This is a genomic window from Paracidovorax konjaci (assembly GCF_900112675.1).
GTDB lineage: Bacteria > Pseudomonadota > Gammaproteobacteria > Burkholderiales > Burkholderiaceae_C > Paracidovorax > Paracidovorax konjaci.
In genome coordinates, this window is sequence record NZ_FOMQ01000009.1 from 167,228 (window position 1) to 189,148 (window position 21,921).

Below are 21,921 nucleotides of genomic sequence, written 5' to 3' on the forward strand. Positions count from 1 at the left end.
AGCGCGGGGTTTCAGGCGCGGATCGCCAGCGATTTGTAGACGCCGCAGCCCAGATAGACATCGTCCACCGTGCGCACGAACGACATCTTGGTCTGGACCTTCCCGGTGGCCGGGTTCGTGATGCCGTATTCCACCCATCCGGGCGCACGCTCGGCCTGCGCCACGATGTCGGCGACCAGCCGCGCACCGTCGATGCCCGGAATGTCCTGCACCCGCGTGCCCACCTTCGCCGGGTTGCCGCCGAAGGCCAGGTAGGTTCCGGCCCGGTCGAGCACGAAGACATACATGTCGCGATCGTGGTAGGGCTGCGCCGGATCGGTGACCATGCGCAGGAACGCCTCCCGCGAGCCGGCCAGGCGCCGCTGGGCAGAGGCCCGCTCGACCAGCGCCACGGCTTCCTCGGCCGTCCCTTGCTGAAGCCTGAACGACAGCACTGCGCGCGACAGGGTCGCCGCCCGGCTTTCGAGCGCTTCGGCCTGCTGTACGGCCAAGCCCACCATCTGGGCGTTGTGCTGGGTGATTTCGTCGATCTGCCGCACGGCGGCGCTGATCTCGGCCAGCCCGGTGCTCTGTGCGCTGCTGGAACCGGAGATCTCACTCACGTTGCCCGCCATGCCGCGGATGCCTTCGGCCATGCCCGAGATGCCCTCTCCCGCGGCGCGGATGAGGTCTGCACTGGCGCCCACCTGGCGCACCGACTCGCCGATCAGGTCGCGGATCTCCCGGGCTGCGTTGCCGGATCGCTGGGCCAGCGTCCGCACCTCGGCGGCCACCACCGCGAAGCCCCGGCCCTGCTCGCCCGCGCGCGCCGCCTCGACGGCCGCGTTGAGCGCGAGGATGTTGGTCTGGAAGGCGATCGAATCGATCACACCGATGATTTCCGCCATGCGCCGCGCACTCTGCTGAATGGCTTCCACGGATTGCACGGCGCGGTCCATCGCGCGCGTGCCCTCGTCGGCCGCGGCGCGCACCTGCCCGGCACGCCGGTCCGCGGCCTGCGCCGTCTGCGCGTTCTGCTGCACGGCGGACACGAGTTGCTCCACGCTCGCGGCGGTTTCTTCGAGGTTGGCGGCCTGCTGCTCGGTGCGGTCGGCCAGCGCCCGGTTGTCGGTGGCCAGGCTCTGCCCGGCATGGGCGACCAGGGCCGCGTTGCTGCGGATGTCGGCCACCATGGACGAGAGCGTGACCACCATGCGCCCCAGCAGTTGCGCCAGCAGCGCGGGTTCGTCCCGGCCGCGCGGCGGCGTGCTGCGGGACAGGTCGCCGCCCGCCGTGGCCTCCATGGCCTGGGCCAGTTCGTCCAGGTCGGCAGTGAGGCTGGCCGCCAGCGCGAGCGACAGGTAGACCAGCAGAATGCCGAACGCCACCGCGGCCCATGCGCCGGCGGCTGTTCCATAAACGGCCGACACCGCGACACCAGCCAGCAACCCCAGAAGCGCCGTTGCCGTGTACAGCGCGAGCTTTGCAGGAATGCGCAATCCGCGCAGCAATTGCACGGCCGGGCGCAGCGGCAGGAAAGCAGCCATCCTGTTGTCTCCTCTCGGTATGGGGGCTGGATCGTATTGGCCGGCACTTACGGCGGATTGACAAGGCGGGAATACGCCGATCCGGCCCGGCGCGCCGCCCTGCAGCCCCGATAATGGCGCCCCATGAATCCCCTGCTCTCCCACCTGCAGCCCTACCCCTTCGAGCGGTTGCGACAGCTTTTCGCGGGGGTGCAGCCCCCGGCCGGCCTCCGCCCCATCAGCCTGGGCATGGGAGAGCCCCGGCACCCCACCCCGCCCTTCATACAGCAGGCCCTGACCGACAGCCTCGGCGGTCTGGCGAGCTATCCCGCCACGGCCGGCGAGCCCCGGTTGCGCGAGGCCTGTGCCGAATGGGTGCGCCGCCGCTACGGCATCGCCATCGATGCGGCCACGCAGATCCTGCCGATCAACGGCTCGCGCGAAGCGCTGTTCGCGTTCGCGCAGACCGTGATCGATCCGACGCAGGCCGGCGCCACGGTCGTCTGCCCCAATCCCTTCTACCAGATCTATGAAGGCGCGGCCCTGCTGTCGGGCGCCCAGCCCTACTATGCGCCGAGCGATCCCGCGCGCAATTTCGCGGTGGACTGGGACAGCGTGCCGCAGGAGGTGTGGGAGCGCACGCAACTGCTGTTCGTGTGCTCGCCGGGCAACCCGACCGGAGCGGTCATGCCGCTCGCCGAATGGGAAAAGCTCTTCGCGCTGAGCGACCGCCATGGCTTCGTGATCGCCTCGGACGAGTGCTACAGCGAGATCTACTTCCGGGACGAACCGCCCCTCGGTGGGCTCGAGGCCGCATCGCGCCTGGGCCGCACCGACTACCGCAACCTCATTGCCTTCACGAGCCTGTCCAAGCGCAGCAACGTCCCGGGCCTGCGCAGCGGATTCGTGGCGGGCGATGCGGCGCTGATGAAGGCGTTCCTGCTCTACCGCACCTACCACGGCAGCGCCATGGGTCCGGCCGTTCAGGGTGCCAGCATCGCCGCCTGGAGCGACGAGACCCACGTGCAAGACAACCGCGCCCTCTACCGCCGCAAGTTCGAGCAGGTCACGCCCCTGCTCGCCGAGGTGATGGATGTCGCCCTGCCCGACGCGGGCTTCTACCTGTGGGCGGGCGTGCCCGAGCGGCTCGGCCTCGACGATGCGGCATTCGCGCGCGCCCTGCTCGCTCAATACAATGTGACCGTGCTGCCGGGCAGCTACCTCGCCCGCGAATCCGGCGGCCGCAATCCCGGAGCCGGCCGTGTGCGCATGGCGCTGGTCGCCGAAGTCGAGGAATGCCTCGAAGCCGCCCGGCGCATCGTTCAATTCATCCAATCCCATCCCTGATTTCCTCACCGGAACCATGACCCAACAACTGCAGAACATCATCGACACCGCCTGGGAAAACCGCACCAGCCTGTCTCCCGCCGCCGCCCCCCGCGAGGTGCAGGACGCCGTGGAACACGTGATCGCCGAACTCGACACCGGCAAGCTGCGCGTGGCCACCCGCGAAGGCGTCGGTCAATGGACCGTGCACCAGTGGATCAAGAAAGCCGTGCTGCTGTCGTTCCGCCTGAAGGACAACGAGCTGATCGAAGCCGGCAGCCTGGGCTTCTACGACAAGGTGCCGACCAAGTTCGCAGGCCGCTCGGCCGCCGAGATGGCCGCCACCGGCGTGCGCGTGGTCCCGCCGGCCGTCGCTCGGCGCGGCAGCTTCATCGCCAAGGGCGCGATCCTCATGCCCAGCTACGTGAACATCGGTGCCTACGTGGACGAAGGCACCATGGTCGACACCTGGGCCACCGTCGGTTCCTGCGCGCAGGTCGGCAAGCACGTGCACCTCTCCGGCGGCGTAGGTCTGGGCGGCGTGCTGGAGCCCCTGCAGGCCAACCCGACCATCATCGAAGACAACTGCTTCATCGGCGCGCGTTCGGAGATCGTCGAAGGCGTGATCGTCGAAGAGAACTCCGTCATCTCCATGGGCGTGTACATCGGCCAGAGCACCCCGATCTACGACCGCTCGACCGACACGGTGAGCTACGGCCGCGTGCCTGCCGGCTCGGTGGTGGTGAGCGGCAGCCTGCCCAAGGGCGATGGCAAGTACAGCATGTACGCCGCCATCATCGTCAAGAAGGTCGATGCCAAGACGCGCTCCACGACCAGCCTGAACGACCTCCTGCGCGACTGAGGTCGGCAGCCTCCACGCCCGTCCTCTCGTCCGGCCTCTTTCCACATCGCACCCACCTTCGCAAGGGACATCCCATGAGCACGATGGAGCGGATTCTTCGCCTGATGGCCGAAAAGCGGGCCTCGGACGTCTACCTTTCGGCCAACGCCCCGGTCCTCATCAAGATCAACGGCGAATGCGTGCCGGTCAACAGCCAGTTGCTGCCGTTCGACGCGCCGAAGAACCTGCTCTCGGAGATCGTGCCGCCCGACCGCATCGAAGAGCTGGAGGAGACGGGCGAGCTGAACATGGGGGTGCCGCTCACGGGCGTGGGCCGCTTTCGCGTGAGCGCCATGCGCCAGCGCGGCAGCTATGCGGTGGTGGTGCGTTTCATCGCGCAGCACATCCCGGCGCTGTCCAGCCTCAACCTGCCGCCCATCCTGGGCGACCTGATCCTCGAAAAGCGCGGGCTGCTGCTGGTCGTCGGTGCCACGGGCTCGGGCAAGAGCACCACGCTCGCGTCGATGATCGACAGCCGCAACGAGCAGCTCACGGGCCACATCCTCACGGTGGAAGACCCGGTCGAGTACCAGTTCAAGAACAAGAAATCCATCATCAACCAGCGCGAGATCGGCGCCGACACGCAATCGCTGCAGACGGCGCTCAAGAACGCGCTGCGGCAGGCGCCCGACGTCATCCTGATCGGCGAGATCCGCGACCGCGAGACCATGTCCGCCGCTATCGCCTATGCACAGTCGGGCCACCTGTGCCTGGCCACGCTGCACGGCAATAACAGCTACCACGCCCTCAATCGGATCCTGAGCTTCTACCCCGTGGAAGTGCGCCCCACCATGCTGGGCGACCTGGCCTCGGCGCTGAAGGCGGTCGTGTCGCAGCGGCTGGTGCGCTCGCCCACGGGCGACCGCCTGCCGGCCGTCGAAGTCCTGCTCAACACCAAGCTGGTGGCCGAGATGATCGAACAGGGCGATTTTTCCGGGGTCCGCGAGGCCATGGAGAAGTCGATGGCCGAAGGCTCCCAGACCTTCGAACACGATCTGGCACGCCTCATCCTGGACGGCCGCATCGACCGCAAGGAAGGCCTGGCCTACGCCGATTCGCCCACCAACCTGATGTGGCGCCTCCAGAACGATTTCTCGCAGGCCGCCAACGCCGCGCGCGATCGCAAGGATGCGGGCGCCCAGGAGGAAGAAGACCAGCCCTCCTTCACCGAGATCGTGCTGGACGTCAAACCCCACTGACCCGCCGGCCCGTGCCCGCACACCGGTGCGGCGCCCGGGCCGGCGCCGATGCTTCCGGGTGCTGGCGAACTTCCTTTTCCCTTTCTTCCCTCCCTCACTTCCGGGCCCCGCGCCATGCGATGCCCGCGTCCACGATGTCCCGTACCCTGATCCTGGCCGAACAGCTCATCTCCCGCCCCTCCGTCACCCCCGACGACGCCGGCTGCCTCGACCTGCTGGCCGAACGCCTGGTGCCGCTGGGCTTTGCCTGCGAGCGGATCGACAGCGGTCCGGACACCTTCCGAGTGAGCAACTTATGGGCAAAACGGCCCCATGCCGCCGGATCCATTGAAAAGTCTGCTACAAAAACCATAGTATTTGCCGGGCACACCGACGTCGTGCCCACCGGCCCGCTGGAGCAATGGGGCAGCCACCCGTTCACGCCCTCCCACCGCGACGGCAAGCTCTATGGCCGTGGCGCGAGCGACATGAAGACATCCATCGCGGCCTTCGTGGTCGCCGTGGAGGAATTCCTGGCCGCCACGCCCGAGCCGTCCATTGCGCTGGCCTTCCTGCTCACGAGCGACGAGGAAGGCCCCTCGGTGGACGGCACCAAGGTCGTCGTGGAACGCCTGTCCGCGCGTGGCGAAACGCTCGACTGGTGCATCGTCGGTGAACCGACCTCCGTGCAGAAGACCGGTGACATGATCAAGAACGGCCGGCGCGGGACGCTGTCGGGCAAGCTCACCGTGCGTGGCATCCAGGGCCACATCGCCTACCCCCAGCTGGCGCGCAACCCCATCCACCAGGCCCTTCCGGCCCTGGCCGAGCTGGCGGCGACCGCCTGGGACCAGGGCAACGATTACTTCCCGCCCACGAGCTGGCAGATCAGCAACATCCACGGCGGCACCGGCGCGAGCAACGTCATTCCCGGCACCGTGGTGATCGATTTCAACTTCCGTTTCTCGACCGAATCCACGGCCGAAGGCCTGAAGACCCGCGTCCACAACCTGCTCGACCGCCACGGACTGGAATACAGCCTGTCCTGGACGCTCGGCGGGCAGCCCTTCCTCACCGCGCCGGGCGAACTGGTGAACGCGGTGCGGCAGGCCATCTCCGACGAGACGGGCATCGATACCGAACTCTCCACCACCGGCGGCACGAGCGACGGACGCTTCATTGCGCAGGTGTGTCCGCAGGTCATCGAACTCGGCCCCCCCAACGCCACCATCCACAAGATCGACGAACACGTCGTGGTGGCGGACGTGGAGCCGCTCAAGAACATCTACCGCCGCACCCTCGAGCGGCTGAACGCACAGGCGGCCGCGCAATGACGGCATCCGACGACAACCCGGCACGGCTTTACGCAGCCACCCTGCCGGCGCTGGTGGCCAGCGCGGCAGATCGGCTCGGCACCGCCGGCGTGTCCTTCGGTCACGGCACCACCAACGCCTACGACGAGGCGGCCTGGCTGGTGCTCTGGCGCCTGGGCCTTCCTCTGGACACGCCGCTGGACGCCGATGCGCCCGGGGCCGGGCATCCCGTCACCCCCGAGCAGCAGGCGCAGGTCGCGGCACTGATCGAAGAACGGATCGCCACGCGCAAGCCCGCGGCCTACCTCACACAGGAGGCCTGGCTGCAGGGCGTGCCGTTCTATGTGGACGAACGTGCCATCGTGCCCCGCAGCTTCATTGCCGAATTGCTGGCCGATGGCAGCATCGACGGATTCCTGGGCGCCGAGACGCGCGACGTGCTCGACCTCTGCACCGGCAACGGGAGCCTGGCGGTGCTGGCGGCCATGGCCTATCCGGACGTGCGTGTCACCGGCGCAGACCTGTCTCCGGACGCGCTGGCCGTGGCGCGCATCAACGTGGAACGCCATGACCTCGCCGATCGCGTTGCGCTCACGCTCTCCGATGGCCTCTCGGCCGTGCCGGGCCCCTGGGACCTCATCCTGTGCAACCCGCCGTACGTGAACGCATCGAGCATGGCAGCCCTGCCTGCGGAGTACCGCGCCGAGCCGGAATTGGCCCTGGCGGGCGGCGCGGATGGCATGGATTTCGTTCGCTCGCTGCTCGCGGCGGCTCCCGCAGCGCTCCGTGGGCATGGCGTGCTGGTACTGGAGATCGGCAATGAACGCGCCCACTTCGAAGCGGCTTTTCCCGACCTGCCCGTGTTCTGGCTGGAAACCAGCGCGGGCGACGATCAGGTGCTGCTGCTCACCCGCGAAGCACTGGTGCTGAATCCTTCCCTCCCCCCGGCCTGACGGCAAGCGGCACTGGGCCCGGACGGGGCCGGCCGGCGCCCACCAGCGCATCCAGTACCATGCGCGGCTGATTTTTTGCGGGCGGCATCCGCCGCCTGCCGTGCTTTTCCCACCATGATCCTTCTGAACAACGTCACTTTGCGCCGCGGCGCCAAGGTGCTGCTCGATAGTGCCAGCGTCACCCTCAACCCCGGCGAGAAAGTCGGCCTCGTGGGGCGCAACGGCGCCGGCAAGTCCTCTCTTTTTGCCCTGCTCAACGGTTCGCTCCACGAAGACGGGGGCGATTTCTCGATGCCGCCACAGTGGCGCATGGCGCAGGTCGCGCAGAACATGCCGGAGACGGATGACTCCGCCACCGAGTTCGTGCTGAACGGCGACACCCGGCTCTGCGAACTGCGCGAGGCCCTCGCCGCGGCGGAACAGGCCGAGGACGGCATGGCCATCGCCCAGGCCTATGCCGACCTGGGCGACGCCGGTGACCACGACGCCGTGCCGCGCGCACAGGCGCTGATCCTGGGGCTGGGCTTCAAGGTGGAAGAACTCGGCCGGCCGGTGAACAGCTTTTCCGGCGGCTGGCGCATGCGGCTGCAGCTGGCACGGGCCCTCATGTGCCCCAGCGACCTGTTGTTGCTCGACGAACCCACCAACCACCTCGACTTGGACGCGCTCGTCTGGCTGGAGGCCTGGCTGCAGCGCTACGCCGGCACGCTGATCGTCATCAGCCACGACCGCGAGTTCCTGGACGCCATCACGACCGTCACGCTGCACATCGACAACGCGCGGCTCACCCGGTACGGCGGCAACTACAGCCGGTTCGAGGAACTGCGGGCCCAGCAGATGGAACTGCAGGCCGCCAGCTATTCCAAGCAGCAGGACAAGATCGCCCATCTGCAGAAGTTCATCGACCGCTTCAAGGCCAAGGCCAGCAAGGCCAAGCAGGCGCAGAGCCGGGTCAAGGCCCTGGAGCGCATGGAGAAGATCGCGCCTGTGCTGATGGGCGCGGAATTCACCTTCAGCTTCAAGGAGCCTGCGAACCTGCCCAACCCGATGCTCGCGATCACGGACGCCGCCTTCGGCTACGAAGCCGACGAGGACGGCGCACCCAAGACCATCCTGCGCCATGTGAGCCGATCCGTGCTCGCGGGCCAGCGCATCGGCATCCTCGGCGCCAACGGGCAGGGCAAGTCGACACTCGTCAAGACCGTTGCCCGCACCATGCGACCGCTGGCCGGCAGTGTGACGGAAGGCAAGGGGCTGTCGATCGGTTACTTCGCGCAGCAGGAACTCGACGTACTGCGGCCGGCCGACAATCCGCTGGAGCACATGATCCGGCTGGCCAAGGACCTGGGCGCCCATGTGCGTGAACCGAGCCGTGAGCAGGATCTGCGCAATTACCTCGGCACCTTCAATTTCTCCGGGGACATGGTCAAGCAGTCCGTGGGCACCATGAGCGGCGGTGAAAAGGCCCGGCTCGTGCTGGCGATGATCGTCTGGCAACGCCCCAACCTGCTGCTGCTGGACGAGCCCACCAACCACCTCGATTTGGCCACGCGCGAAGCGCTGTCGATGGCGCTCAATGAATTCGAAGGCACCGTGATGCTCGTGAGCCACGACCGGGCCCTGCTGCGCGCCGTCTGCGATGAATTCTGGCTGGTCGGCCGTGGAGTGGTGGGCCCGTTCGACGGAGATCTGGACGATTACCAGCGCTACCTGCTGGAAGAATCCAAGCGCCTGCGCGACGAGGCCCGCACCGCGGCAGCATCCAGCCTGCAGAAGGCGACCGCCAAGGCGGAACCTGTCGTCGTCGCACCGCCTCCCCCTTCTCCAGCGCCCGCCGCTGCGCGCGGCGACGCCCGCGAGCAGCGCAAGCTGGGTGCACAGGCCCGGCAGCAATTGGCCGAGAAAACCCGGCCACTCAAGCGGGAACTGGAGCAGATCAGCCAACGCCTCGCCGCTTTGGGCGCCGAGAAATCGGGTCTGGAGGAGCGCCTGGCCCAGCCTTTGCCCCCTGCCGAGATCGCTGGATGCGGCCGCAAGCTCAAAAGCTGCGGCGATGAAATCGAGCGTCTGGAGGAACGGTGGCTGGAAGCTTCGGAGGAAATTGAAGCCATCGAGCAGTCTGCAGACAAGTAATATTGTGCAACTGGAGTCAACTTTTTCCTGCCCATGCCGTTCTCCTTGCTCGATTGTTTGCTATTTTTTTCATAGCAAATGATGGGCCTTCGGCTGGTTGCATTTTTTTTCGTTCTGCTGTCAACGCGCTCCAAAGACGGTGCGTTGTTCATCCATCCAAGGAGTTAACGATGAACACCACCGCAATCCTGTCTGCCTGGCCTGAAGACGAACGTGACCGCAAGCGCGCCCCCGGCCGCTTCTGAGCCAGCGGCGCCGGCAACAAAGATCGATAACGTGCACAGCCACCCGATCGCCGCGCTGCCCCTCCCGAGTCGACACACTTCCTGAATTTCATTTCTCCATGAAAAAAACCCCGCCAAGCGGGGTTTTTTGCGCCTGCGACCCTTGTAAAGGGTCGACAAGAGCCTCAGCCCATGTGCAGGCCGCCGTTCACCGAGAAATCGGCCCCGGTGGCGTAGCCGCCTTCTTCCGACGCTAGCCAGGCGATGATCGACGCGATCTCGCTGGGCTCACCCAGGCGCTTCACGGGGACCGTCGCGACGATCTTCTCCAGCACGTCCGGCCGGATCGCCTTCACCATGTCGGTCCCGATGTATCCGGGGCTCACGGTGTTCACCGTGACGCCCTTGGTCGCCAGTTCCTGTGCCAGAGCCATCGAGAAGCCATGCATCCCGGCTTTTGCAGCCGAGTAGTTGGTCTGCCCTGCCTGGCCTTTTTCACCGTTCACGCTGCTGATGTTGATGATGCGGCCCCAGCCTTTCTCGACCATGTCGCCCACGACCTGCTTGGTCACGTTGAACATGCTGTTGAGGTTGGTTTCGATCACGGCATCCCAGTCTTCGCGGGACATCTTGAGGAACATGCGGTCGCGCGTGATGCCTGCGTTGTTCACCAGCACGTCCACCGTGCCGAATTCGGCACGGGCATGCGTGAAAGCCGCCACCGTGGAATCCCAGTCACCCACGTTGCCGACGGAAGCATGGAACGTGAAGCCCAGGGCTTTCTGCTCTGCGAGCCACTTGGCGTGGTCGCGGGTGGGACCGCACCCTGCGATGACCTTGAAGCCATCCTTGTGCAGGCGCTGGCAGATGGCGGTACCGATGCCACCCATGCCCCCCGTGACATACGCGATTTTCTGATTCATGTGATTTATCTCCTAGTCAACGATTCACGCGACCACTCTACCCAAGATTTGGACTGCCGCCGCTGAGGGAAACACCGAGCGACTCTGTTGTCCGCCCGCGCGCTCTCTACGAACGGTTATGCAGCGCATAGCGCCAGCAGGCCGTGACTGGAAAAAAGCCGCACTTCAGTGCGGCTTCCGGCAGACGGTCGCTCAGCAGGCGAAATATCAGACCCGTTCCACGGCCAGCGCGACGCCCATGCCGCCACCGATGCACAGTGCCGCCACGCCCTTGCGTGCGCCACTGCGCTGCAGTTCATGGAGCAGCGTCACCAGCACGCGGCAACCGGATGCGCCGATCGGATGGCCGAGCGCGATGGCACCGCCATTCACGTTGACCTTCGACGGATCGACTCCCAGCTCCTTGTTGACGGCGCAGGCTTGCGCGGCAAAGGCCTCGTTGAGCTCGAACAGGTCCACGTCGGCGACGCTCCAGCCGGCCCGCTCCAGGGCTTTGCGGGTGGCGGGCACCGGTCCCATGCCCATGGTGGCGGGGTCCAGCCCGCTCGTGGCGTAGCCGGCGATGCGGGCGAGCGGCGTGAGCCCGAGGGACGCCGCTTTCTTGGCACTCATCACCACCACGGCGGCAGCGCCGTCGTTGATGCCCGAGGCATTGCCCGCCGTGACGGAGCCCGCCTTGTCGAACGCGGGGCGCAGGCCTGCCAGGGCTTCGGCATTGGTCTTGCGGTTCAGGTATTCATCGGCGTCGAACAGCACGGGATCGCCCTTCTTCTGGGGCAGGCTCACACCGACGATCTCATCCTTGAACTTGCCCGCGTCCTGTGCCGCGGCAGCCTTCTGCTGGCTCGCCAGCGCCAGCGCGTCCTGTTGCGCACGGTCGATGCCTTGCTGCTTGGCCACGTTCTCGGCGGTGATGCCCATGTGGTACTGGTTGTAGACGTCCCAGAGTCCGTCCACGATCATGGTGTCGACCATCTTCCAGTCGCCCATGCGCTGGCCGTCGCGCGAACCGTTGAGTACGTGGGGCGAAAGGCTCATGTTTTCCTGCCCGCCCGCCACCACGATTTCGCTGTCGCCGGTGGCGACGGCCTGCGCCGCCAGCATGACGGCCTTGAGGCCCGATCCGCATACCGCGTTGATGGTGAGCGCCGGCGTTTCCTTGGCGACGCCGGCTTTCATCATGGCCTGCCGCGCAGGGTTCTGGCCCGCGCCTGCGGCCAGCACCTGTCCCATGATCACTTCACCGACCTGGTCCAGCGGGACCTTTGCACGCGCAAGGGCCTCCTTGATCACGATCGCGCCCAATTCGGTCGCGGGGGTCTTGGCGAGTGCGCCGCCGAACTTGCCGACGGGTGTGCGAACGGCTGAAACAATGACGATGTCTTCCATGTCGATCCTCAGGTGTGATGGTGAAAATGGGTTGGAAACAAAAAGGATGGGCGCTGCAGCGTGGTCTCGGCAGGCACGCAGGCCGATGGTCTGCCGCAGCTTCGATGGTGCTTTGCGCCGTGGGTGTCAGGACCGTTCTTGAACGTAGCGCCCTGGCGCGGGTTCGATCGACTGGAATCGCGTTCCCTTGCCATAGCGCTTGGGCGCGGGCACCAGCGGACCGGCATGGACGGCCAGCCAATCGGTCCAGTCGGTCCACCAGCTTCCGGGATGCTCGGTCGCCCCCTCCAGCCATTCGGCCAACGTCGCGGGCAGCGCGTCGTCGGGCCGTAGCCAGTGGCTGCGCTTCTTCTTGGCCGGCGGATTGATGACGCCTGCGATGTGCCCGGAAGCCCCCATGACGAACCGCTTCGGCCCTGGCAGGACTTGCGTGGAGGCATAGGCCGCGTCGATGGGGACGATGTGGTCCTCGCGGGAGCCGTAGATGTACACCGGCAGGTCGACGCGGGACAGGTCGATCGGCTCACCGCAAACCGTGAGACGGTCCGGCTTGACGAGGTTGTTTTCCAGGTAGAGGTTGCGCAGATACCAGGCGTAGAAGGGCCCCGGAAGATTGGTCGAGTCGCTGTTCCAGTACAGCAGATCGAACGGCGGCGGCGTCTCGCCCTTCAGGTAGTTGCCCACCACATAGGTCCAGACGAGATCGTTGGGCCGCAGAAAGCTGAAGGTGGACGCCAGATCCTGGCCCTTCATCAGCCCGCCATGCCCCATCTGCAGTTCGCGGAAGCGCACGAAGCTCTCGTCGATGAAGACATCGAGGATGCCGGTGTCGGTGAAATCGATGAGTGTGGTGAGGAACGTCGCGCTGGCCACCGGCTCTTCGCCCCGGGCCGCCAGCACGGCCAGCGCGGTGGCGAGCATGGTGCCGCCCACGCAGAACCCCAGCGCATTGATCTGGTCGGTGCCCGCGATCTGCCGGGCCGTGTCGATGGCGCAGACCACGGCGTCTTCGATGTACTCGTCCCAGGTGGCCTGGGCGAGCGATTCGCCCGGGTTGCGCCAGCTCACGACGAACGTGCGATGGCCCTGGGCGACCGCATGCCGGATGAGGGAATTCTCGGGCTGCAGATCCAGGATGTAGAACTTGTTGATGCACGGCGGCACCACCAGCAAGGGACGCTCATGGACCTTGCTGGTGAGCGGCTTGTATTCGATGAGCTGGAACAGCGCGTTCTCGTACACCACGGCACCTTCCGAGGTGGCCACGTTGCGGCCGACCTCGAAGATGCTCTCGTCGGTCATCGAGACATGGCCCTGCCGCATGTCGTGCAGAAGGTTCGCAATGCCCTTGGCCAGGCTCTCGCCCTTGCTTTCGACGGCTTTCTTTTGCGCTTCCGGGTTGAAGACCAGGAAATTGCTCGGCGACATCGCCGCCATCCACTGCTCTACCCCGAAACGGATGCGGGCCCGGACCTTGGCGTCGGCCTCCACCGCATCGGCCAGGCCCATCAGCGTACGCGCATTGAGCAGATAGGCCGCTGCCGAAAAGGCGGCCATGGGGCTTTCGGACCATGCCGCACCGCTGAAGCGCCGGTCCTTGATCGCTGCGGGCTGGAGTGCCTGGCTCCAGAGTTCCCCGGCTTCCTGCACATACTGCTGCTGCAACGCGGCCAGCTTGTCGGGAGCGAAGCGCAGGGATGGCTGCGGAGCCGCCGGTCCGGTGCCTGTGGCACTGCCGCCGGCCTGGCGGAATGCCTCCAGCGCCTGGGCCCAGCTCTGGTTCAGTTTCTGCTGGATTTGCTGGGCGCTGCCGGCCCAGCCTGCTTCAAAATCCATGGAATTGTCTCCTCGGTCTCATCATGCCGCATCGCGATGCCCCCTCGGGGAACTGCGTGCAGGCATTGTTGCCGAGCCGTGGTCACCGAAGCAATGCCACTTTCGATTTTTCACGATATAGCTCAGAGTTTCAGGATGCGCACGACATGTATCTGGTAGTCATCGGCTGGTTGTACGTCACGGTGATGATGGCGGTTGCCGAAGCCAGCAGCCCGCAGGGCAGCCTGCTGGGGGCGCTCATCACCTTCACGCTCTACGGCCTGCTGCCCCTGGCGATCGTGGTCTACATCCTCGGCACGCCCGGGCGCAAGCGCGCGCTGCACGCGCGCGAGCGCCAGGAGGCCGCGGATCGGGCCGCGGCAAAACGCAAGGAATCAGACCTTTCCGCTCCGCCCGATCCAGATGCAGGCAGCCATCCTCCCGCCGCTGACCCCGGCCAGGCCCATCGAAGCGCGGTGCGAGAAGAACCGTGACGACTGGAGGACGGTGCACCATCCGTCAGTGCCATCGTTGCCGTGCACGCTGCCGACCCCCAGGGCCCCCAGGCGCTGCCGGGCGAGGCCGGGCAGGCTCGCCAGGTGCTTGCCATCGGCCCGCGCGCTGAAATGCGCTGCAGCCGCAGGGTCCTGGTCGCAGAACGCCTGGCGCACCTCGTCTCCCACTTCGAAAACGGTGGGCCCGATGCAAGGGCCCAGCCAGGCGAGGACATCGTCCCGGCCGAAGCGCCCCTCCACTCCAGAGACCGCTCCCGATGCCGCGGATCCCACTGCACCGGGAGCACCGAAGCACGCCAGCGCCTGCTCCAGCACCCCGCCGGCCAGGCCGCGCCAGCCCGCATGGGCGGCTGCGACACGCGTCCCGTGCCGGTTGGTGAACAGCACCGGCAGGCAATCTGCCACCATGATGGTGCAGGCACGGCCGGGCCGGCTGGCCGTGCAGGCGTCGGCTTGCGTGCCGTCGGGAGGGTCGGCGTCCAGGTCGGCCACGGATGTTCCATGCACCTGCCTGAGAAACCGCGGCACTACTGCCGAACCATCCCAGGCCGTCAACCCGTCGCGCAGCCGCTGGCGGTTCTGCCCGACGGCTTGCGGCAGATCGTCCACGTGGTCACCCAGGTTGAAGGTGGCCCACGGCCCCTGGCTCACACCACCCGATCGCGTGGTGCAGAGGGCGTGCACGTGCGCTGGCGCCGGCCAGCCGGGGCGCAGCCAGTCGGCCGGTAACGATGGCCCCGCCGTCACCCTTCGTTGTCCGGGCATGCGGAGGGGTGGGCCGCCTGGAAGGCGGGCAATGCCGAGGCGGCTTCCCAGGCCGCCATCGTGCGCGGCAGGCCGCCCAGGTCCACCTGGAAGCGCTGGGCATTGAAGATCTGGGGAACGAGGCAACAGTCGGCCAGCGTGGGCACATCTCCCCAACACAGCCGCGATGCGGGCAGGCCGGCGGCTTCGCGCTCGCGCGCCAGCAGGTCCAGTTGCCGCTCGAAAGCCTGCAGGCCGCCCCGCGTCCAGTGCCGGTACCACGTGGTCTTGGCGGCTTCGTCCTGCCCCAGGTCCTGGGTGATGTACTTGAGCACCCGCAGGTTATTGATTGGATGGATGTCGCACGCCACCATCTGCGCCAGCGCGCGCACGTGGGCGCGGCCGATCGCATCGGCCGGCAGCAGCGAGGGCTCCGGATACATCTCTTCGAGGTATTCGACGATGGCCATGGACTGCGTGAGCGTGGTCCCGTCGTCCAGTTCCAGCGCCGGCAGCAGCGTGTCGCCGACGCGGTCGGCATAGGCGGGGGCGCGGTGCTCGGCGCGCACCAGATGCACCGGCACGTATTCGTAGGCGAGGCCCTTGAGCGCCAATGCTATGCGCACGCGGTAGGAAGCGGAGGATCGGAAGTAGTTGAACAGCTTCATGGTTCGGCGAGCATAACGTCCATGCATGGCACACTCTGCCGACCCCGCCCTGCGCACCGGCGCTGACCGGCGCGCGGCGGCCTCCGCAACCCCAGCCGACGATCGACCATGAACTACGTCATTCCTCCCGCCCCCACCGCGAGCGTGCCCGTGGCGGGCTCCGAAGACCGGTTTCCCGTCCACCGCATCTACTGCGTGGGCCGCAATTACGAAGAGCACGCGAAGGAAATGGGTTTCACCGGGCGCGAGCCGCCCTTTTTCTTCCTGAAGCCTGCAGACAGCATCGTCCCGACGGCCGCCGGCGAAACGGGCGCCTTGCCCTACCCCACGCTCACCTCCAACCTCCACCATGAGATCGAACTGGTGGTGGCCATCGGCCAGGGCGGCAAGAACATCGCCGCGGCCGATGCGCACCGGCACATCTACGGCTATGCGGTCGGCCTGGACATGACGCGCCGCGATCTGCAGAACGAGATGAAGAAACAGGGTCGCCCCTGGTGCATCGGCAAGGGTTTCGAGCACAGCGCGCCCATCGGCCCCATCACGCCCAAGGCGCAGGCAGGCGATGTGGAGCAGGCCGGGATCTGGCTCTCGGTGAACGGCACGGAGCGCCAGCGCAGCAGTGTGCAGCGGCTGATCTGGAACATCGGCGAGACCATCGAGCACCTCTCCGCCGCCTGGGAACTGCAGCCCGGAGACCTGATCTTCACGGGCACGCCCGAAGGCGTGGGTGCGGTGGTTCGGGGCGATGTGCTGGAAGGCGGTGTGGACGGCCTGGGAACGTTGCGCGTGGCCGTGGCATGAGCACCCGTATCCCAGTCGCCTTATCACTATAAAAACAATAGCAAACAATCCAATGGATCCGACGGCATCCGGCAGATTTCATCCATACCCATGACACTACGCAGCCCGATCAAGCACTGCCGGGAATGCGGCGCCGCGGTGGTGTACCGCGTGCCCGACGATGGCGACACCAAGCCGCGCGCGGTCTGCCCGGCGTGCCACACGATCCATTACGAGAACCCGCTCAACGTGGTGGGTACCGTTCCCGCGCTGGGCGATCGGGTGCTGCTGTGCAAGCGCAACATCGAGCCGCGCTGGGGCAAGTGGACCCTGCCGGCCGGCTTCATGGAACTGAACGAAACGACCGCCGAAGGGGCTGCGCGCGAGACGGACGAAGAAGCCGGCGCCCAGATCGCCATGGGTCCGCTCTTCTCGGTGGTCAATGTGCCCCGGGTGGGACAGGTGCATCTTTTCTACTTGGCAACGTTGCAGAGCGATCAGTTCAACCCGGGGTACGAAACCATCGAAGCCCGGTTGTTCACCGAGCAGGACATCCCCTGGGACGAGATCGCCTTCCGGACGGTGAAGACCACCCTGGAGCGCTACTTTGCCGACCGCCGTGCCGGCGCCTTCGGCATGCACTGCATCGACCTCACCGACTGAACAGGAGAGCGGCCGCCGCCCCGTGCCTGCCTTTTCCAGGCACGGGGCGTGGTGGGGCCGTGCTTACTTCAGCCACTTGTCCGAGGCGAGCTTCAGCTGGCCGCGCGCGTCGATCAGGCCCCAGACGAACTCCATCACGCGCGAATAGTCGGCATCGTCCTTGGGCAGCATGAAGCCCAGCGTGTTCTGCGGTGTCAGCGGGGTGGCGACGAAGGCGGCATGCAGGCGGGGGTCGGCCTTGGCGTAATGCAGGGCTTCGTAGGTCTCGGTGATCATCACGTCGCCCTTGCCTTCGGCGATCAAGGCCGGGATTTCAGCGTTCTTGTCGTGCGTGCCGACCTGGGCCGCCTTGAGGTTCTCCAGCACGAAGGTCTCGTTGGTGCCGCCCGGGTTCTTGATGACGCGCACCGCAGGCTGGTTCAGATCGGCCAGCGTCTTGTACTTGTCCTTGTCCGCGGCGCGCACCAGCGCCACCTTGCCGAAAGGCGCGTAGCCGGGGAGCATCTCGATCTGGCGGATGCGGGTCACGTTGCGCGTGATGCCGCCCACGGCCACGTCGAACTTGTCGGACTGGATGTCCTTCATCAGGTTGGGCCAGCTCGTCGGCACGTACTCGACCTTCACGCCCATTTCCTTGGCCATGAGTTCGATCACATCGATGTCATGGCCGGAGTAGCCCGCATCCGTCTTGATCGCGAAAGGCCGGTAGTCGCCGGGCGTGCCCACCCGCAGGACTTTCGCTTCCATGATCCGGTCGAGCCGCGGGCCGGCGTGCGCGGATTGGGCGAAAACGCCGACGGCGATGGCCGCGGCCGCGAGAAAGGTAGCGAAAGGAGTGCGCGTCATGAAGGGTGCCTTGTGCGGTGTGTAGAGGGCTGAGGAAGGGCACGCCCGGCACTGCCGGCAAGGCACGGTGGATCCCGGGCATGCGGACGACAGCATAGCTCTGCTGTGCGCCGGCAGGCGCAGCCCGCCGCATGCCAAAGCCCGCTGCCGAGGCGCGGAATCTCAGGGGCGCGATTCGATGAAGAACGGCTCCGAACCGCGGCCCGGCACCACCGTGCCCCGTTGCACCGGGGAAACCTCCACGCCGCCGGCACCCGTGCCAGCGGGCTGGGAGGTGGTGCCTGGCACCACGGGGCGCACCGGCTCCGCGGGCAAAGCGGCCGGAGGCGGAGTGGCAGCGGGCACGCCGTCTGCCGGCGGCACCGTGCTTTCCGGGGGCACGATCACCTCGGGCGGCGGGGCCGCAGGCGCCAGGGGGGTGGCATCCTGCAACGGCACCAGCGGCGCTTCAGTGATCTCGGGGCGCGTCTGCGCCGGCGCGCTGGCCGGCGGTGCCGTGGACGGAGCCTGCGGGGCCGCGTCCACGCCCTGCCCGTCGGTGCGACGCCCGAACAGGTCGTACACGGCGCCGGCCCATCCCCGCACGCCATCCACGGCCTGCCCCACCCAACTGCTTTCCTCCGTGTCGACGAACTTCTCCCGCGCGTCGATCACCCGCGTCCGCAAGGCCTGCTGGACGACCTCGCCCACCATCGGCAGCGCACTGTGCGCTCCCTGCCCCCAGTAGTCGCTGCGCAGCGTCACGCGGCCGTCGTTGAAGCCCGCCCAGGCACCCGCGACCAGTTGTGGATGCATCAGGATGAACCAGCCATCGGTGTTGTCCTGCGTGGTGCCGGTTTTGCCCGCAACATCGGCCGCGATGCCGTAGCGCGAGCGGATGGCCGCACCCGTGCCTTTGTCGACCACGGCGCGCAAAGCGTCCCGCAGTGCCTGCGCCGGCCCGAGGCCGAGCACGCGCTCGGGCGCGGCCGGAGCGAAGTCTTCCAGCACCTTGCCGTTCTTGTCTTCGATGCGCGTGATGGCCGTGGGCGCGATGTAGCGGCCGGCCTCCGCGATCGTGCCGTAGGCCGCCACCATTTCCTTGAGCGTTACCGGGCTGGTGCCGAGGGCGAGCGAAGGCACGGCATCCAGCGCCGATTCCCGGATGCCCATCGCACGCGCCAGGGCGGCGACACGGCCCGGCCCCACCTGCTGCATCAGCTGCGCCGTGATGGTGTTCTTCGAATAGGCGAGGCCGTCGCGCAGCGTCATGGGCTCGCCGCTGGGCGCCGCCCCTTCGTCCGTGGGGCGCCAGACCTGTCCACCGCCCAGGGGGATTTCCACGGCCTGATCGATCAGCGTATCGGAGGGCTGCGCACCCCGTGCGAACGCCGCGCCGTAGACGAACGGCTTGAACGTCGAACCCGGCTGCCGCCGGGCGGCCTGCACGTGGTCGAACGGATCCTGGGCGAAATCGCGGCTGCCCACCCAGGCGCGGATTTGGCCCGTGCGCGGATCCAGCGCCAGCAAACCGGCCTGCACCCGCGTCTTTTCCTGGCGCAGCTTGCGCAGGAAGTCGGCATCGTCCAGCAGCGACTTCAACGCTGCGTCCGGCGTGGCGCCTTTGGCCACGGCCGCGGCGTACTGGGCGGATTCCCGCACTAACGACTGCACCAGCGGGCTCTTGGTGTTCCATGTGCGCGGGCCCCAGGCACTGTCGGCGATTGACTGCAGCTGCCGCCCCTGCCGCGCCACAGCCTGGTTAGCCAGGGTCTGCAGCCGGAAATCGATGGTGGTGCGGATCACGAGCCCATCGGCATACAGGCTGTACCCAGTGCGGTCGGCCCAGTCGATGAGTTGCTTGCGCAGCTGCTGCGCCAGATGCGGCGCGGGGCCGGCGGCTTCGACCTGGCGCTCGAAGCGGATGCGGAGCGGGCGCTGGGAGAGCGTGTCGAACTCCTTGGCCGTCAGCTTGCCGCGTTTCTGCATTTGCGCCAGCACCACGTTGCGCCGCGCCTGCGCCCTCTCGGGGTTGAGCACCGGGTTGTAGTAGCTCGTGCCCTTGAGCATGCCGATGAGGGTGGCGCTCTCCAGTACGGTCAGCTTGTCGGCAGATTTGTCGAAATAGGTCCGCGCGGCCATCTCGATGCCGTAGGCGTTGTAGAGAAACGGCACGGTGTTGAGATAGGTTTCCAGGATCTCGTCCTTGGAATACAGCGCCTCGATCTTGAACGCCGTGATCGCCTCCTTGAGCTTGCGCGTGAGCGTCGGCGCGCGGCCGATGTCCTCGGGGTACAGGTTGCGGGCCAACTGCTGCGTGATGGTCGAGCCGCCCTGCTTGTCCCCGCCCAGGGTCCGGACCACCGCCGATGCCGTGCGCCGCCAGTCCAGGCCGAAATGGTCGTAGAAGCGATGGTCTTCGGTGGCGATCAGCGCGTCCATGACCGACGGCGCGATGTCCTCCAGCGCCACCCATTCGCGATTGACCCAGCGGTATTCCGCCAACAACCGGCCATCGGCAGAGACCAACTGCGCCGGCTGTTCGGTCTTGGCCTTGCGAATGTCGCTGATGGCGGGCGTGAACGGCCACAGCAGCAGAATGTAGAGCAGCAGCGCGGCGGGAACGGACACGAGCGCCCAGAGCAGTGTGCGGCCCGACATCCGCGTGCGCACGGCAGCAGCCGTGCTGCGGACCCAGGTGGGAAGACGCCCTTCGGAGATCCAGGAGCGCAGGGAGGCGAGCAAAGGGGCAGTCACGCGGTCACGACATCAGAAGCGCAGCGGGTGCGCGGAGGCGGGCCCACCGGTCACCCCGGCGGCCCGCGCAGGCAACCGCTGCCCGACTGAACGATGGTGGTCGCGGAGCCTGGCAGCGGTTTTCGCGACCCTCCATGGCACGGTAGGGCCGCGGCAGGATGGTAACGGCTCGGGTGGCACGGTGGCCTCACTCCGTTGGAGAGGTGACTCCTTTGAAATCTGACGGCGACTGCTCAAAGCCGCCGGAAGAAATTCCAGCCGTTCGCATCGACATCGGAGCTTCTGGAATTGCCATCCCCTCGGAATTCCAGGCGGTGCATCGCGGGCCGCGAACTGACCCTCTGGCAAAGAAGGCACGCGCTGCTAATCGAAGTACGGCTGCTCGATAACCAATATATTGCCACCGGGATCTTTCAGGCTCATGCTCTTTCCTGCCGGGTAGTCAAAAAAACTCTCTTTCGTCAACAGCTCCGCACCTGAAGAAAAATCGAGATCTTTCAGGCGCTGGAACAGGGAGTCTATTTCCTGCACAGCAATGGTGAAAAGGGGTCGGGGAGAAATTTCCCTGCTGTCGCCAGGAGAAATCTGCAGGCCTAGCGACGGGTTTTCATTGGCAACCAGCAAATAGCTACCCATCCCATAATCAGAGGCGATCTTGAAAAGAGACAACTCCGATACGTAAAACTTCACCAGCAATTCAGAATCCGGAGCTTGGACATGAGGCCATATTGATATCAACATAAATCAGCAGCTCTTTATTCGGTTTCTCATTTGCGCAACGGTTTCTCCGTTGGCGAATTTCTTCAAGGTGATTTTTGGAGCGCCTGTTTCCCTGACTGCATCGAGTTCTGCCACATAGAATCGGCTCGGAGTCGCTCTGCCATCTGGTCCTATATCGACTACGCGATAGCCTGCCTCGATTTTCTTGCGCAGCCATTCCTTATTCCATTGAACAGCCTTTTCGAATTCAGCGTCGGGCATTCCATCGTAGAGACGCCCTCCCCTCCACTGCATCTTTGGATGCCTCATGCTCTCAGCGTTCAAGCCTTGTTGGCGCAGAAGCTTTGCGGCTTCATCCGCTGACGCTTGGCCTTCCCCAATGACCACGATGGGCGTATCCGACAAACCCAACGGATCGATCCAGGACAGCGGATTCACCGCGTACTGCTGCAGATTCAACCCACCCGCGAGCCCGATCGGATCGGGGCTGATGAACCGCCCCATGTCCGGGTCGTAGTAGCGGAAGGTGTTGTAGTGCAGCCCGGTCTCGCGGTCCAGGTACTGGCCCTGCAGCCGCAGGTTCTGC

General features: G+C 66.3%; 19 protein-coding genes. 9 read left to right on the plus strand and 10 right to left on the minus strand.

Going from position 1 to position 21,921, the window contains the following annotated elements:
• Positions 1–11 precede the first annotated feature (11 nt).
• Positions 12–1,526 carry a methyl-accepting chemotaxis protein gene (locus BM144_RS14850; protein WP_092953630.1) on the minus strand — a complete coding sequence of 505 codons (1,515 nt, stop codon included), beginning with the start codon at positions 1,524–1,526 and terminating at the stop codon, positions 12–14.
• Positions 1,527–1,649: 123 nt separating this feature from the next.
• On the opposite strand from BM144_RS14850, the gene dapC reads away from it, so the two are divergent.
• The 6 genes from dapC (at position 1,650) to BM144_RS14880 (ending at position 9,309) form a co-directional block, all read left to right on the plus strand.
• A complete protein-coding gene (dapC, locus tag BM144_RS14855; RefSeq protein ID WP_092953633.1) occupies positions 1,650–2,852 on the plus strand; it encodes a succinyldiaminopimelate transaminase in 1,203 nt (400 codons plus the stop codon).
• Positions 2,853–2,868: 16 nt separating this feature from the next.
• Positions 2,869–3,693 (plus strand): 2,3,4,5-tetrahydropyridine-2,6-dicarboxylate N-succinyltransferase, encoded by an 825-nt coding sequence (gene dapD / locus BM144_RS14860; protein ID WP_092953636.1) that lies wholly within the window; start codon positions 2,869–2,871, stop codon positions 3,691–3,693.
• Positions 3,694–3,767: 74 nt separating this feature from the next.
• On the plus strand, positions 3,768–4,931 hold the full coding sequence (locus tag BM144_RS14865; RefSeq protein WP_092953639.1) for a PilT/PilU family type 4a pilus ATPase: 1,164 nt from the start codon (positions 3,768–3,770) through the stop codon (positions 4,929–4,931).
• 134 nt (positions 4,932–5,065) lie between these two features.
• Positions 5,066–6,244 (plus strand): succinyl-diaminopimelate desuccinylase, encoded by a 1,179-nt coding sequence (gene dapE / locus BM144_RS14870; RefSeq protein ID WP_175526038.1) that lies wholly within the window; start codon positions 5,066–5,068, stop codon positions 6,242–6,244.
• Positions 6,241–7,176 carry a 50S ribosomal protein L3 N(5)-glutamine methyltransferase gene (prmB, locus tag BM144_RS14875; protein ID WP_092953645.1) on the plus strand — a complete coding sequence of 312 codons (936 nt, stop codon included), beginning with the start codon at positions 6,241–6,243 and terminating at the stop codon, positions 7,174–7,176. Before dapE ends, prmB begins: the two co-directional genes overlap by 4 nt.
• A 114-nt stretch (positions 7,177–7,290) precedes the next feature.
• Positions 7,291–9,309 (plus strand): ABC-F family ATP-binding cassette domain-containing protein, encoded by a 2,019-nt coding sequence (locus BM144_RS14880; RefSeq protein ID WP_092953648.1) that lies wholly within the window; start codon positions 7,291–7,293, stop codon positions 9,307–9,309.
• 409 nt (positions 9,310–9,718) lie between these two features.
• Here BM144_RS14880 and phbB read toward each other — a convergent pair whose 3' ends face one another.
• The 3 genes from phbB to BM144_RS14895 all read right to left on the minus strand — a co-directional run bounded on the left by phbB (position 9,719) and on the right by BM144_RS14895 (position 13,681).
• A complete protein-coding gene (gene phbB / locus BM144_RS14885) occupies positions 9,719–10,456 on the minus strand; it encodes an acetoacetyl-CoA reductase (protein WP_092953651.1) in 738 nt (245 codons plus the stop codon).
• 207 nt (positions 10,457–10,663) lie between these two features.
• Positions 10,664–11,845: an acetyl-CoA C-acetyltransferase gene (locus tag BM144_RS14890; RefSeq protein WP_092953654.1), complete on the minus strand. Its 1,182-nt coding sequence runs from the start codon at positions 11,843–11,845 to the stop codon at positions 10,664–10,666.
• Between the two features lie 126 nt (positions 11,846–11,971).
• Positions 11,972–13,681 carry a PHA/PHB synthase family protein gene (locus BM144_RS14895; RefSeq protein WP_092953657.1) on the minus strand — a complete coding sequence of 570 codons (1,710 nt, stop codon included), beginning with the start codon at positions 13,679–13,681 and terminating at the stop codon, positions 11,972–11,974.
• Between the two features lie 146 nt (positions 13,682–13,827).
• Here BM144_RS14895 and BM144_RS14900 point away from each other — a divergent pair, with 146 nt between their 5' ends.
• On the plus strand, positions 13,828–14,154 hold the full coding sequence (locus tag BM144_RS14900; RefSeq protein WP_092953660.1) for a hypothetical protein: 327 nt from the start codon (positions 13,828–13,830) through the stop codon (positions 14,152–14,154).
• Here the strand turns inward: BM144_RS14900 and BM144_RS14905 are convergent.
• Positions 14,056–14,940 carry a purine nucleoside phosphorylase YfiH/LACC1 family protein gene (locus BM144_RS14905; RefSeq protein ID WP_092953663.1) on the minus strand — a complete coding sequence of 295 codons (885 nt, stop codon included), beginning with the start codon at positions 14,938–14,940 and terminating at the stop codon, positions 14,056–14,058. The two genes, BM144_RS14900 and BM144_RS14905, sit on opposite strands and share 99 nt — an antisense overlap.
• Positions 14,919–15,587 carry a maleylacetoacetate isomerase gene (maiA, locus tag BM144_RS14910; RefSeq protein ID WP_092953666.1) on the minus strand — a complete coding sequence of 223 codons (669 nt, stop codon included), beginning with the start codon at positions 15,585–15,587 and terminating at the stop codon, positions 14,919–14,921. Before maiA ends, BM144_RS14905 begins: the two co-directional genes overlap by 22 nt.
• A 108-nt stretch (positions 15,588–15,695) precedes the next feature.
• On the opposite strand from maiA, the gene BM144_RS14915 reads away from it, so the two are divergent.
• Together BM144_RS14915 and BM144_RS14920 are read left to right on the plus strand one after the other, a co-directional pair.
• On the plus strand, positions 15,696–16,391 hold the full coding sequence (locus tag BM144_RS14915) for a fumarylacetoacetate hydrolase family protein (RefSeq protein WP_092953669.1): 696 nt from the start codon (positions 15,696–15,698) through the stop codon (positions 16,389–16,391).
• 90 nt (positions 16,392–16,481) lie between these two features.
• Positions 16,482–17,033 carry an NUDIX hydrolase gene (locus BM144_RS14920; protein WP_092953672.1) on the plus strand — a complete coding sequence of 184 codons (552 nt, stop codon included), beginning with the start codon at positions 16,482–16,484 and terminating at the stop codon, positions 17,031–17,033.
• A gap of 63 nt (positions 17,034–17,096) precedes the next feature.
• Here the strand turns inward: BM144_RS14920 and BM144_RS14925 are convergent, their stop codons facing one another.
• The 4 genes from BM144_RS14925 to BM144_RS23465 form a co-directional block, all read right to left on the minus strand.
• Positions 17,097–17,879, minus strand: a complete 783-nt coding sequence (locus BM144_RS14925; RefSeq protein ID WP_092953675.1) for a transporter substrate-binding domain-containing protein — start codon at positions 17,877–17,879, stop codon at positions 17,097–17,099.
• Positions 17,880–18,041: 162 nt separating this feature from the next.
• Positions 18,042–20,519, minus strand: coding sequence for a penicillin-binding protein 1A (locus tag BM144_RS14930; protein ID WP_092953717.1), 2,478 nt, complete (start codon positions 20,517–20,519; stop codon positions 18,042–18,044).
• A gap of 459 nt (positions 20,520–20,978) precedes the next feature.
• The gene (locus tag BM144_RS14935) at positions 20,979–21,305 is read right to left on the minus strand and encodes a VOC family protein (RefSeq protein ID WP_139225731.1); all 327 of its coding nucleotides are present in this window, start codon (positions 21,303–21,305) and stop codon (positions 20,979–20,981) included.
• Positions 21,306–21,359: 54 nt separating this feature from the next.
• The coding region (locus BM144_RS23465; protein ID WP_245783676.1) for an RHS repeat-associated core domain-containing protein at positions 21,360–21,921 on the minus strand (562 nt) is incomplete at its 5' end.

Excerpts from the sequence above, each read along its gene's own strand:
- BM144_RS14865 (WP_092953639.1), top strand. The coding sequence starts at position 3,768 with ATGAGCACGATGGAGCGGATTCTTCGCCTGATGGCCGAAAAGCGGGCC.
- BM144_RS14915 (WP_092953669.1), top strand. The coding sequence starts at position 15,696 with ATGAACTACGTCATTCCTCCCGCCCCCACCGCGAGCGTGCCCGTGGCG.
- dapE (WP_175526038.1), top strand. The coding sequence starts at position 5,066 with ATGTCCCGTACCCTGATCCTGGCCGAACAGCTCATCTCCCGCCCCTCC.
- dapC (WP_092953633.1), top strand. The coding sequence starts at position 1,650 with ATGAATCCCCTGCTCTCCCACCTGCAGCCCTACCCCTTCGAGCGGTTG.
- dapD (WP_092953636.1), top strand. The coding sequence starts at position 2,869 with ATGACCCAACAACTGCAGAACATCATCGACACCGCCTGGGAAAACCGC.
- BM144_RS14890 (WP_092953654.1), bottom strand. The coding sequence starts at position 11,845 with ATGGAAGACATCGTCATTGTTTCAGCCGTTCGCACACCCGTCGGCAAG.
- BM144_RS14920 (WP_092953672.1), top strand. The coding sequence starts at position 16,482 with ATGACACTACGCAGCCCGATCAAGCACTGCCGGGAATGCGGCGCCGCG.
- prmB (WP_092953645.1), top strand. The coding sequence starts at position 6,241 with ATGACGGCATCCGACGACAACCCGGCACGGCTTTACGCAGCCACCCTG.
- BM144_RS14930 (WP_092953717.1), bottom strand. The coding sequence starts at position 20,519 with ATGTCGGGCCGCACACTGCTCTGGGCGCTCGTGTCCGTTCCCGCCGCG.
- BM144_RS14900 (WP_092953660.1), top strand. The coding sequence starts at position 13,828 with ATGTATCTGGTAGTCATCGGCTGGTTGTACGTCACGGTGATGATGGCG.
- phbB (WP_092953651.1), bottom strand. The coding sequence starts at position 10,456 with ATGAATCAGAAAATCGCGTATGTCACGGGGGGCATGGGTGGCATCGGT.
- BM144_RS14880 (WP_092953648.1), top strand. The coding sequence starts at position 7,291 with ATGATCCTTCTGAACAACGTCACTTTGCGCCGCGGCGCCAAGGTGCTG.
- BM144_RS14925 (WP_092953675.1), bottom strand. The coding sequence starts at position 17,879 with ATGACGCGCACTCCTTTCGCTACCTTTCTCGCGGCCGCGGCCATCGCC.
- maiA (WP_092953666.1), bottom strand. The coding sequence starts at position 15,587 with ATGAAGCTGTTCAACTACTTCCGATCCTCCGCTTCCTACCGCGTGCGC.
- BM144_RS14895 (WP_092953657.1), bottom strand. The coding sequence starts at position 13,681 with ATGGATTTTGAAGCAGGCTGGGCCGGCAGCGCCCAGCAAATCCAGCAG.
- BM144_RS14850 (WP_092953630.1), bottom strand. The coding sequence starts at position 1,526 with ATGGCTGCTTTCCTGCCGCTGCGCCCGGCCGTGCAATTGCTGCGCGGA.
- BM144_RS14905 (WP_092953663.1), bottom strand. The coding sequence starts at position 14,940 with ATGCCCGGACAACGAAGGGTGACGGCGGGGCCATCGTTACCGGCCGAC.